The sequence below is a fragment of the Helicobacter sp. T3_23-1056 genome (genome assembly GCF_053654535.1).
The window spans coordinates 1-12,175 of record NZ_JBSIUU010000019.1; the positions used below are offsets into that span (position 1 = coordinate 1).

11 protein-coding genes are annotated in these 12,175 nt (G+C 39.1%); 5 read left to right on the forward strand and 6 right to left on the reverse strand.

All coding sequences use genetic code 11. From position 1 onward, the window contains the following. The first annotated feature begins 544 nt into the window (after positions 1–544). Positions 545–2,221 (forward strand): hypothetical protein, encoded by a 1,677-nt coding sequence (locus ACWIUO_RS09815; protein ID WP_454177722.1) that lies wholly within the window; start codon positions 545–547, stop codon positions 2,219–2,221. A gap of 75 nt (positions 2,222–2,296) precedes the next feature. Continuing rightward, positions 2,297–3,127, forward strand: a complete 831-nt coding sequence (locus ACWIUO_RS09820) for an SIR2 family NAD-dependent protein deacylase (protein WP_454177723.1) — start codon at positions 2,297–2,299, stop codon at positions 3,125–3,127. A 119-nt stretch (positions 3,128–3,246) separates the two neighbouring features. On the opposite strand, the gene ACWIUO_RS09825 is transcribed toward ACWIUO_RS09820, so the two are convergent. Both ACWIUO_RS09825 and ACWIUO_RS09830 read right to left on the reverse strand, forming a co-directional pair. After that, positions 3,247–4,101 (reverse strand): hypothetical protein, encoded by an 855-nt coding sequence (locus ACWIUO_RS09825; RefSeq protein WP_454177724.1) that lies wholly within the window; start codon positions 4,099–4,101, stop codon positions 3,247–3,249. A gap of 15 nt (positions 4,102–4,116) precedes the next feature. Further along, positions 4,117–5,745 carry a phosphopantothenoylcysteine decarboxylase domain-containing protein gene (locus ACWIUO_RS09830; RefSeq protein WP_454177725.1) on the reverse strand — a complete coding sequence of 543 codons (1,629 nt, stop codon included), beginning with the start codon at positions 5,743–5,745 and terminating at the stop codon, positions 4,117–4,119. A gap of 127 nt (positions 5,746–5,872) precedes the next feature. On the opposite strand from ACWIUO_RS09830, the gene ACWIUO_RS09835 reads away from it, so the two are divergent. Beyond that, positions 5,873–7,237, forward strand: coding sequence for an MATE family efflux transporter (locus tag ACWIUO_RS09835; protein WP_454177726.1), 1,365 nt, complete (start codon positions 5,873–5,875; stop codon positions 7,235–7,237). On the opposite strand, the gene ACWIUO_RS09840 is transcribed toward ACWIUO_RS09835, so the two are convergent. The 4 genes from ACWIUO_RS09840 to ACWIUO_RS09855 form a co-directional block, all read right to left on the reverse strand. Continuing rightward, positions 7,197–7,391 (reverse strand): hypothetical protein, encoded by a 195-nt coding sequence (locus tag ACWIUO_RS09840; RefSeq protein ID WP_454177727.1) that lies wholly within the window; start codon positions 7,389–7,391, stop codon positions 7,197–7,199. The two genes, ACWIUO_RS09835 and ACWIUO_RS09840, sit on opposite strands and share 41 nt — an antisense overlap. Beyond that, the gene (locus ACWIUO_RS09845) at positions 7,348–8,484 is read right to left on the reverse strand and encodes a septal ring lytic transglycosylase RlpA family protein (protein ID WP_454177728.1); all 1,137 of its coding nucleotides are present in this window, start codon (positions 8,482–8,484) and stop codon (positions 7,348–7,350) included. The genes ACWIUO_RS09840 and ACWIUO_RS09845 overlap by 44 nt, the downstream gene beginning before the upstream one ends. Before the next feature lie 43 nt (positions 8,485–8,527). Continuing rightward, on the reverse strand, positions 8,528–10,105 hold the full coding sequence (locus ACWIUO_RS09850) for a transglycosylase SLT domain-containing protein (protein WP_454177729.1): 1,578 nt from the start codon (positions 10,103–10,105) through the stop codon (positions 8,528–8,530). 78 nt (positions 10,106–10,183) lie between these two features. Then, complete coding sequence (locus ACWIUO_RS09855; RefSeq protein ID WP_454177730.1) at positions 10,184–10,996, reverse strand: TatD family hydrolase; 813 nt, start codon at positions 10,994–10,996, stop codon at positions 10,184–10,186. 142 nt (positions 10,997–11,138) lie between these two features. On the opposite strand from ACWIUO_RS09855, the gene ribE reads away from it, so the two are divergent. Beyond that, positions 11,139–11,822, forward strand: a complete 684-nt coding sequence (ribE, locus tag ACWIUO_RS09860) for a riboflavin synthase (RefSeq protein WP_454177731.1) — start codon at positions 11,139–11,141, stop codon at positions 11,820–11,822. 36 nt (positions 11,823–11,858) lie between these two features. Beyond that, positions 11,859–12,167, forward strand: a complete 309-nt coding sequence (locus ACWIUO_RS09865; protein WP_454177732.1) for an EscU/YscU/HrcU family type III secretion system export apparatus switch protein — start codon at positions 11,859–11,861, stop codon at positions 12,165–12,167. Positions 12,168–12,175: the final 8 nt, after the last annotated feature.

The following is a 12,175-nucleotide window of genomic DNA, read 5'->3' on the forward strand; positions in this document are numbered from 1 at the left end:
AAATATTTTAAAACATAGTGAAAAAATGCAAAAAATTTGTGATTTTTACAAAAAAAAAAAAAACGGCACAAAAATGGGCAAAAAATGAGGAGGGTTTTGATGAAGCATTATGTGGAAAATGGTGGATTTTATGTGGAAAATGTGGAAAAGAAATGTGAAATATGAAGTCAAAATCTAGCAAAAATGTGAAAAATATAAAAAATGTTGTGGATTAAAAAAGTGGAAAATGTGGAAAGAAATGTAAAAAATAGTGGATTTTGGTAAAAAAGTAAAATGTTAAAAATGTGGTGGATTTTGGTGGAAAATATAAAAAATATGGAAAATATGGAAAATGGTGGATTTTGAAAAAAAAAAAAACGATTTGGTAAAAAGTTTGTGCTAAGATTTTGCATTTTATTGCTAGATTCTGCGCAAAAACTTAAATTTGGGCAGAATCTTTAAAAAGGCAAAATTGCAAAATGACAAAATTGTAAAATTGCAGAGCAGAATTGTAAAATTTCAAATTTGCAGGTATGAAATAAAAAAATAACAAAAAGGAGTCAAAATGACACAAGCAAAGAAAAGCCAACCAAACACGACAGCAAGCGCAACAATGCAAAATCTATCTAGCACAACAACGCACAAACTAGCTAAGGCAACGCACAAACTAGCTAAAACAACGCGAAATCTATCTAGTGCGATAGCTAGCGAAACAGCTCAAAAAATAACTCAAAAAGTGGCTAAAAAAATAGCTCAAAAAGTGGCTAAAAAAATAACTCACAAAATAGTTCAAAAAATGGCTCAAAAAATATTTTGTGTAGGGCAGAATCTATCTAGCGTAGCAATACAAAATTTAGTTGGGGTAAGATTTAGGATTGTTGGAATTTGTGGGGTATTTTTGTGCTTTTTTAGCCTTGCCACGCTAGAATCCAAATCCTCACAGGATTCTAAAGCCTCGCAAGAATCCAAAACCTTACAAGAATCCAAAACTTCTCAAAAATCCACAGCAACACAAAAATCCGCAACCACACAAGAGTCAAAAACTTCGCAAGAAGCCCAAAACATAGAATCTAACGCAACCAAAGAGCAAAATCTAGCAATAGATTTTGTAGATGGTATCAAAAAATTTTATGAGGAATATGCGATTGAGCTTGGTATAAAAGGTGAGTGCAAAAATGACGCAAGCAGTCCCACAAAACCAAACAACAGCGCAAAAACAAGCACCCCTGCAAAACAAAACACCCCCGCAAAACAAGGCGCAAAAGACAAAATTTATAAAGCAAGTTTTACCTGCAAATATCCGCAAATATATCCATTTTCACGATTTGGGCTAAGAGAAATGAAAGATTTTTTTGTGATTGCCGATATGCAGACACGCGTATCAGTCCTAAATCAAAACGAGATAAAAGACAGCACAAACGCCAAAATTATCTACACAAAAGATTTGGCAACAAAATTAAGCAAGGTCCAAAGATTTTTGCCTAAAAATTTTACTAGCAACTCATATCAAAAGATTGCAAATGAGGATTTTGAGGTTGGTGGTGAAGCAGTCATAGACACAAATGATGGCTTAAAATGGAGAGTTGGAATGGATTATGTCATATCTAGCCCTTACTTTAAGCAAAAGTCCCTAGCAGAAATACTATGGATAATCAATGATTTTAATTTGGATTCAATCGATGATGAAAAAGATGGGCAATGCAAAGAGGCACTACGCGAAATACATACCCAAAAATCTATTTTTGAGGCAAAAATCACGGATTTGCCAAAAAACATTCAAGCGCAATGCAAACGATTTATGGAGAATTTGGATTTTATGCAAAGTGCGAAAATCCACATAAAAGAGGTAAAAATCCTGCTAGATGCAAAAAGTGTGCGCAATATCATCTATGAAATGATGGCAGATGACTACCAAAAAAATGGCGAAAAACTAACCCAACAAGAGTTTGTCAAACAAGTAAAGCAAGCAAATGAATCTATGCAAAGTAGCATTTCGCTACTTAGGCTTACTGGTAGCGAGGCTGACGAAAAGTTTTTTATGGATTTTTTGCTAACGCTTGCGGATAAAGTAACCAACGCTATCACGCAAAACAAAAATGCTATGATAGGATTTTCTATCAAACACAAGCAGGGGCAAACTATCGATATTGGCAAATGGCTAAAAGCCGATGATAAATCAACGCTTGAATATTTGATATGGCAAAGTTTGGGCGATATGCAGTGGCAAGTCATCGATAAATGAGGCAAAATATCGCTACAATATTCTATAAAATCTAGCAAAAAAATGCGAAAAAATACGAGAAAACGCGAGAAAAAAATGAGCAAAAAACTTATCGTTTTTAGCGGGGCTGGGCTAAGCGCGGATTCTGGGGTAGCGACTTTCCGCGATAGTGATGGGCTGTGGGCAAACTATGACCCGATGGAAGTTTGTAATTTTCAAAATTGGGAGGAAAATTATGAGCTAGTGCATAGGTTTTATAACCTGCGTAGGGCGGAGCTAAGAAGCGTTAGCCCAAATGCTATGCACGAATTTTTGGCTAGTTTGCCTAAAATTTTGGCGCAAAATTTGGCAAGTGAGAGTTTGATAAACGAGGCTTTGGCACACGAAAATTTGGCAAGCGAAAATTTGGCAAACAAGGCTTTGAGGCAAAAATCTAGCACGCAAAATATAGAAGTGGTGTATCTAACGCAAAATGTCGATGATTTGCTAGAGAGGGCGGGCGCAAAAAATGTCATTCATCTGCACGGGGAGCTAACCAAAATCATCTGCCCCAAATGCGGATATATCATAGAAATCGGCTATGATGAGTTTGATATATCTAGTGTGTGCCCTAAATGTGCTAGCAAAAAGCTAAAACCAAAAATAGTGTTTTTTTATGAGAATGCACCGCTGTATGAAACAATGTATGCAGAATTTGGCTCGCTTGGCAGGGGGGATATGGTGCTGGTGGTGGGGACAAGTGGCAATGTAGTCCCTATCAGCTATATTTTGCGAAGTAATGAAAACATAGGCTATAAAATCCTAAACAATCTAGCCCCATCGCCACACATTGATGAGGGGCTTTTTGATACCGTGATTTATCAAAAAGCGGTGGAGGCGTTTTCACAAATCAAGCAAGAAATAAGCGCGTTTTTTGCTAAAAATTGATTTTAGATTTTGCGGGTAGGGGGTAGTTGTGGATTTTATGATTTTTAGCGTGTTTTTTAAGTCTTTTAAGTCTTTTAAGTCTTTTAAGTCTTTTAAGTCTTTTAAGTCTTTTAAGTCTTTTAAGTCTTTATGTCTAGCAAGCTGTTTTCTAGCTCAAAAAGTGGTGCTACATCGCTATCGACATAGACGCAAAAATCACAAATAATCCCCAAATCGCTTCTGTGTTTTTTTAGTAGCGTAGCGATTTTTTCGCTCATCACCCAAAATTGCGCTAATAAATTAGAATCTTTAGAATCCTTAGCGTTTTTAGATTTTGGCATTTGGCTTAAATCGCCTAAATTGCCAAAATCGCTAAAATTACTAAAATCACCCAAAACGCTAAAAACGCCTTTTATAGGACCAAGTGAGGGGAAAATGCCATAAAAATGCACTTCTTGTTTGCGCGATTTTTTGGTAGTCATTTGAAACAAATGCTCTTTGTTTTCATCGCTTATCACAAGGCTAAGCACCCCTTGAGATAGGCAAAGTAGCGATTTTGATAGCTCGCTAAAATCTTTTTTGTTTTCACACATTGCAAGCTCTTTTAGCAAAAATTCTTTTAACTCATTTACAAAATCTTTTGGATTTTTTTGCAATTCTGCCAAATCGCTAAGGCTAAATTTTAGTGGCGAATTTTGCAGATTTTCCATTATTTTTGGGTTTTTTATGAGATTGCTTAGGATTATTTGATTTGCCTCGTTTTTTTGCATATTTGCCCAATAGCTTTTGCCGATTTCTAGCTTTATGGCGGAATTTGTGGCGATTTGGCTTCTGCCAAGTTGCAATAAATATTCGCCATTTTTGCTTTGTGCTAGCACTTTTAAAAGCACGGGCAAAGAGGCGTTAAAATGCTTTGGGGTGGTAGAGTTGCCCGCATTTATGGCAGAATCTAGTTTGGCAAGATTGCTAAGAGTTTGCAGGGGATTTAGATTCATTGTTGGGATTTTGTGTTATTTTTTGGTAGATTTTAAGCTAGCGCACACAAAACTAAGGATTTCATAAGATAGGGCAAGTTTAGATTTTTTGCCTAAAAATTCTATGTCTTGCTTGCTAGCTAATGCCCTAGAATCTAGCAAATAAAAGCTATTAAAATCCGCTCCAAAAGGGCTAAAATCTATGCCATTTTTTGCGTCATTTTCTAGGACATTTAGGCATACGCACGCGCATTCTTTGCCACCTTCTTTTTTGGTTTTTAGCATTTTTTTGGCGTTTGTGATGGCATTTTGCAGTGTATTTTGGCTATCGATACTTTCGGCTTTAAAGCCTATTTTGTAGATTTTTTTGCCATCAATGCTTGCTAAAATATCTTGCGTGGCGCATAAATCTAGGGTTAGATTTGGTAGGGAGGATTTTTTGATTTTGTAGTTTTTGGGGGATTTTGGTGCGTAGTCGCACAACGCTGCTGCCATAAATAGCACGGGTTTTTTGCTTTTTATTGTTTTGTTTTTTGGCGATTTTTGGTCGTTAGATTTTGCGTTAGATTTTGCGTTATTAAAATCCATTTTTTGCAGGCAATAATCTATCGCATTTTTGTAGTCATCATTTGTGCTTGCGCTTAGGCATTGTATTTCGTTTGGCAAAAAGTCATTGATTTTAGAAGAGATAAGCGTTACTTTTGCGCCTAGTGTGTAGGCTGCTTTGGCAAGCGCGATTGCTTGTTTGCCACTTGAATAGTTGCTTATAGCGCGCACGGAGTCAATCCGCGCGCTTGCTCCACCGCCTGTGATGATGACTTCTCTGTCTTTCCAAAAATTATTATTTTGCCAAAAGTTATTATTTTGCCCAAAACTACATTCTTGCAAAAAGCCACTTTCTTTGCAAAAAACACTTTCTTGCCAAAAATTATCTTGCGAAATACCCCTGCAATCTCGCGCTCCAAATCCTGCTATGTCAAATCCCGCTATGTCAAATCCCGCTCTAAGCGTGCGAAAAATCATCTCTTCTACTTCTGCCAAAGCCCCCATTCCATAGGTATTGCACGCTAGCAGGGCTTTTTTGGGGGGGATTATTTCATAGCCAAAATCTTGCAAGATTTTGAGTGAGTTTTGCACTTGAATAGAATCAAACATTTGCGTATTCATCGCTGGGGCAAGCAGGATTTTTGTTTTATTTTGATTTAGGGCTAGTAGGGTTTGGGTGATTAGGTTATCTGCGATTCCATAGGCGATTTTTGCGATGATATTTGCTGTGGCAGGGGCGATTATGACAATGTCTGCCCATTTTGCATATTGTATGTGGTTTGTAGATTTTGGTTTATTGAAATCAAAAGATTTTGCCTCTCTAGGATTTATGTCGCTAAAATCTACCTTATTTTTTGCATTTTCTGCCCAACTCTCCGTGTCTTTATGCAAGACTTCATTATGGCTTAGGGCTTCAAAGCTAAGCGGGGAAATAAATCTTTTTGCCTCTTCGCTCATTATCACAGCGATATTTGCCCCTAGTTTTTTTAGCCCGCTTATTAGTTCTAATGCCTTAAAAGCCGCGATAGAGCCACTCACGCAAAGCAAAATATTTACTTGGCATAGCAAATGCGCATCGGGGGTTTTTTTGTCGTTGTTATCGCTTGGCGTAGTTAGCATTTTTTCTCCATTATTTGTTGTAATATTGGGTTTTGTGAGAGAATTTTAGCATTCTTTATTCTTAATAGAGTATGATTTTATTTGCAATTACGATTCCATTTTATTTTTACAAAAAGGCATTGGCTAAATGATACAAATGACTTATCGCCAAAAACTGCGCAAAATCACACGCATAGCACTTCCATCAGCGGCAAATTCTTTGCTAGATATTATCGTGATGGCATTAGGAATGGTGTTTATGGGGCATTTTGGGCAAGAACACATTGTGGCAGTTTCGATTGCTATGCAGTTTATGATGATGTTTTTTGCGATACAAAATATTTTTTATATTGGCACAAATGCCCAGATTTCTAGGTTTTTTGGGGCTAGGGATTCGCAAAGCGCGTCTATGGTTTTTTCTACGCTTTTTTTGCTTTGTGCGATTTGTGGGATTCCGCTTGTGTGCGTGGCGTTTGTGAGTGCGGATTGGTTTGTTGCGTGGTTTGATTTGAGTGAAAAATCTCACACGCTTACCAAACAATTTTTAAGTATTGCGATTTTTACCCTCCCTGCGATGTTGCTAAAAAACATTATCTCTGCGGCTTTTGCGGCGATGGGAAATACGCTTAGCGTGTTTATCATACGCATTTTTAGCACGATTTTTTGCGTGGCGAGCAACTATTTTTTGATATTTGAAGTGAGGGTAGAGATTTTTGGCGAAGTCTATCAGCTAGGTGCTGGGCTAGGAATCATAGGCGCAGCACTTGCAAGCACTCTTACAGGGTATTTGGAGCTATTTTTATCATTTTTGCTTGCATACAAAAAAGGTAGATTTTTTATTGGGAAATTTGGAATCTTTTGGAAATATTTTTATATCGCGCTAAAGATTGGGATTCCCACAGGGATAGAGCGGTTTTTGACGCTTGGCTCTCTTGTGCTTACTACGCGTTTTATCGCTAGTTTTGGGGATATTGCCGTAGCTGGCTCACAGATTGGCTCGCGTGTAGAATCGTTTGCGTTTATGCCCGGATTTGGCTTTATGGTGGCGGCTATGGCACTCACAGGGCAAAATCTAGGTGCAAATCGCGTGTGGTTGGCGGAGGATTTGAATAAGACGATTTTGCAAATCTCTAGCGTTGTGATGGGGATTTTAGGCGTTTTGATGGCGGCGTTTGCGATACCTTTAAGCAAAATCTTTTATGATGATAGCGCAGTCATTGAAGTGGCAAAATGGTATTTATGGGCGGTGGGGCTTAGCCAAATCCCGCTTATTTGGGTATTTGTGCTTGATGGGGTTTTGCGCGGGGCTGGGATAACCAAACGAAGCCTTATGATAAATGCGATAAGCATTTGGCTTTTTCGCATAGCGCCTATGTGGATAGGGATAGAATGCGGGCTTGGGATATGGTGGGTGTTTGTGCTGATTTTTGTAGAGACATATATAAGGGCGGGGATTTTTTATGTGGTGTATGCTAGGGGTAGCTGGAAAAGGGCTGGGAGAGAGCTGTTTTAGATTTTGGTTTTGTGTTGTTTTGATTTTGGCTAGATTGTGGTTTTTGGGTGTTTTTTGAGGTATTTTGGGGGAGTGTTGTTGATTGTGGATTTTGATTTATGTGGCGGTGTTTATTCACGCACGATGATAGGTGAGAGGCTATTATTTTTGGCAAAATCCTGTGCCTCTGCCTCGCTACTAAAACCCTGCACAAACACGCGATACAAGTCATTATCCTCTTTTATGAAAACATTATAATCCTGCGTAATATCTTCAAATTTTTGCTTAGTGGATTCTGCCCCCGCTTTTTGCCTAAACACGCCTACTTGGAGGGAAAAAACCCCGCCTGCAACGGCTTGTTTTGTCTCGCCTACTTCAAACTCATCTTGTATCGCTTCATTGGCGATATTTAGGGAATTTTGGTAGTTTTTATCTACTTTGCCACCAAATCCTATCACTTCTAGTCGCACTTTTGCTGTGCCGTGTTTTATCATATCGATGTCTTTTGCGGCGACATTTGAGAGGTCGATTATGCGTCCTTCGACAAATGGTCCTCTGTCATTTATGCGCACTATGGTTGTTTTGCCATTTTCTTTGTTTAGCACTTTGACAATCGTATTCATAGGGAGTGTCTTGCTAGCGGCGGTGTGGGCGTGCATATTGTAAGTTTCGCCATTTGAGGTTTTTTTGGCGTGAAAATTTGGTCCATACCAGCTCGCGATACCATCAAAAGTCTCGCCTATTTTTACTTTTGTGGGGTAATACCATTTTCCAGCGATTTGATAAGGTCTCATCGTGGCGCGCTGTATGGCATCTGATTCTCTCATACCATACATTAGCGATGCGCCAGCCCCGCTAAAAGAATCAATAGGCGCGTTGCTTGCGTTGAAATTTTGCTCAAAGAGTTTGCCAAAACTTGTGTTTTTTGCTCGATTAGAAAAATCTCTGCCAAAGGCTTTTTCAAGTCGTTCATTTTCAAATACTTGATGCGCAAAATGCCCTGCTTTGCCCACAGAGCGATAGCTTGCCAACGCTTCATAATCTTTAAACGCTCCAAGCCCACCACGATATACGCTCTCATTCGCACAGCCTGTAAGAAACAATGTGCTAGCAAATATCGCTGATATAAATAATGCGATTAGATTTTGGTGCGAGTGGTGATGAGGTGTTTTTTTTGCGTTGGTAGTGGAGGCTTTGGGGGTTTTAGATATGTTTGCAGAATCTATGCTGTGGATTTGATAGCGCATTTGCGTGAGAGAAAAAAGCATAGATTCTTTGTGTTATTTTATGCGTTTTTATGGTGTATCGCCACTATTTTTGTGCGATTTTATCACTAGAAGCAAGAGGGACAAGAAGCCTTTGGTTTGCTGTGATTCTAGGTTTGTCGCTTAGGTTGTTGGTGGATTTTAGCGTGGCTACGGTGATGCCATATCGCTTTGCGATACTTGCTAGATTTTCGCCTTTTTTGACTCTATGAAACATAAATTGCGCGATTTTAGCGTTGTCTTGGTCAAAATTTTGCTTAAAAAACGCGAGTTTGTCATAGGGCAGGTATATGGAATATTCTTGTTGATTTGGTGGCAAGAAATGATAGATAATATGTCGGTTATATTTTTTGATGTCTTCTATGTCCATCCCTGCGCCTGCTGCGATAGATTCTAGCATTGTCCCGCCTTTGACTTGCACTTCGGCTAGCGTATCCATAGCACCACGATTTAGCAGATATTCTCTATCAGAATCACGCATTTTTTGCAAGTTGCCAAATGCAAGCGACATACTCAAAATCGTGCGAATATAGTTTCGCGTCTCTGCGGGCAAATATTTTGCCTTCTCATCAAGCAAGACATTTAAATCCTTTGTGCCAGCTTTTGCGATAGCTTTGTTTAGCCGTCCTAGACCGCAGTTATAAGCCATCGCGGCTAGATACCATTCGCCTGTGGCTTGGTATAGGTATTGTAGGTAGCGGATTGCAGCTTTTGTGCTTTTTATCGGGTCGCGCCTCTCATCTACATAGTCATTGATGATAAGCCCCATATCTCGCGCCGTAAAGCTCATAAATTGCCAAATTCCACTTGCTTTTTTGCGACTGTATGCTTTGGAGGAAAAGCCAGATTCTGCCATCGCTAAAAATAAAAATTCTTGTGGGATTCCGCCTTTGGCAATCATAGAGCGGATAATGGGGATAAACTCATAGCTTGAGTCAAACTGCTGGACAAATCTCGCCCATCGTTTATCATCGCTTTGTGAATGCAAAATCGTATTTGTTTTTAGACTCGCCAAAAATTCTTCACTAACGCCAAAGGAATTAAGCGTAGAAATGCTTTTATTATCGGGACTAAAGCCACCATTTGTGGTGCTTAAAAATCGCTCACTTGGAGTGGTGCTTGGTGTGGATTGGATAAATGGTTGGGGGTTTTGGGTGTTAGAAACTTCTGTGGCGGTAAGAGGATTTTGATTTTCTAGGGTTGTTAGGGTGGATTGTGCGCTGTTTTGAGGGGGTGTGGTAGAATCTAGCGATGTGGATTCTGCTTTTTGTGAGTTTTGTTGCAAATTTTGTTGAAAGTTTTGTTGTGAGTCTTGGTTTTGTAGATTTTGGCTATTTATCGCGGTGTCTAGGCTGTTTGATAGATTGTTTGGCAGAGAATCTATCGCAGGATTTTCAGCGTTACTACTATTTGGGTCTATGCCGAAATTTATATAGCTTGACTGATCGCTAGAATCACTAGAATCTAGCAATAGATTTTGACTAGAATCTAGCACGCCACTCCGCAAAGCATTGCTAGAAAATACATCAACAGCATTGCTTGCATTTAGCGCGTTTATAGCACTTAGACTTAATGCACCTACACTTACAAAAATCCCTTTTAGTAAAAAGTTTGATATTTTCACCGATATTCTCCTCTAAGCTATTAGCCTTTGATATTGCCCAAAAACAAAGCTAGCATTATAGTTGATTTTTGCTATTTTTCAGTAAAAATTAAATAAATTTTGTGCATTTTGTGTCGTTAGGCTCGCTATTTTCCCTGCTTCAATCCCTAATATTTCCCCCACACGCGCACAAATAAGCGGTATGTATTCAGGGCTATTGCGCTCTCCACGATAAGGGTGGGGCGTGAGATATGGCGCGTCAGTTTCTAGCACTAAGCGATTTTGCGGGATAAGAGGCAGGACTTCAAGCAATCTTCTAGCGTTTTTAAAAGTCGCCACCCCACCGATTCCATAATAAAAACTTTTGCTTAATCCTAGCAGGATTCTATCGGCATTGTAGCAGTGCAAAACCCCCCGTGCTTGCTTATAAGAGGACAAAATCTCATAAGCATCATTGCTTGCTTCACGGATATGCACAATAAGTGGCAAATTTTTTGCAATCGCTAGCTCTATTTGCTCGATAAAAAGGGCTTTTTGCGCAATTTTTATCGCTTTTATTTGCTCCATTTTTTTTTCTGCTTCATTTTGTGAGTCCTCCTGTGCTATTTTTGGTAGATAATAATAATCTAGCCCACATTCCCCGATAGCCTTGCATTTTGGCTCATCGATAAAACGGCTAAGACTTTCCCTAAAATCCGCTTCTTTGTCAATATCGCAAGGGTGCAATCCGCACGCAAAATACACCCCCTCATATTTATCGCTAATGTGCTTTGCTTTTGACAAAGTGTGCGGGCTTGCAGCAGGGATTAGGATTTCTCGCACGCCAAGTGCATAAGCATTGCTTATCACCAAATCCAAATCGCTATCATATCGCGCATCATCTAAATGACAATGTGTATCAATAAAGTGCATTTTCGTCCTTTAATCATTCTAAAATAAATAAAAATCCACAAATTTTGTTAAAATTCTAGCAAAAATTTCACTAGCAAAAAACTTCAAAATCATAGCAAAATCTATGAAAATATATTATTTTTAAGTTTATAAGGATTTTATGATGTTTAGCGGACTTGTGCGAGAGATAGGGGAGATTAAGAGTTTTAGAAATGATATTTTGCGTGTGCGATGCGCCCACAAAGCACAAATCGGGGATTCTATCGCTGTAAATGGAATGTGCCTAACCGTGATAGAGCTACATAGCGATGGATTTTCATTAGAGATTTCTAAGCATTCCCAAAATCTAGTCGCGCTTGAAAATTATAAAAATACCGTGCATATTGAGCCTGCTTTGAGGGCTGATTCTAGGCTTGATGGGCATTTTGTGCAGGGGCATATTGATTGCATTGGCGTGATAAAAAGCATTGTCCCAAAGGCAAATGCGACTATGTTTGAAATCGCCCTGCCTTATGAAAAAATCGAAATGATTATCCCGCAAGGCTCAATCTGCATAGATGGCGTAAGCCTTACGATTGCAAGCGTGGGAGCGGATTTGCACCCAAATCAACGCCACGCACAAAACGCCAAACAAGAAGCGATTTTTTGCCTAAGCATTATCCCGCACACTTTGCAAAACACGCTTTTTTGCACTTATAAAGTCGGCAGGCGAGTCAATATCGAAACTGATATGATTGTCCGCTCTATCGCACATATCCTAAAAAATAAAACGCAAGACAAAACCCAAAGCAAAGCGCAAAATAGCGCGACTTGGAGCGAGCTAGATTCTATCGCGCTAAGGTATTAAACCCCAAAATCTAGCACAAAATCTAAAAGGCACAAAATGCAAAAAAATTTTCATCAACATAGCCAAAATCTATCAAGCACAAAAGCCGCCGCACTTGCTTATAATCAAACGCAAGACATCGCACCAAAAGTCCTAGCAAGCGGCAAAGGCGAGGTGGCAAAAAAGATTATCCAAAAGGCAAAGGAATTTGAGATTCCGCTTTTTGCAAATGAAGAGTTAGTCAATATGCTTTTGGAAGTAGAGGTTGATGAGTGTATCCCTGTGGAGCTATATAGCGCGGTTGTGGAGGCATTTGTATGGCTATATAATATCGAGCAAAAATCCCAAATCAGCCAAAATCAATAGCAAAACTA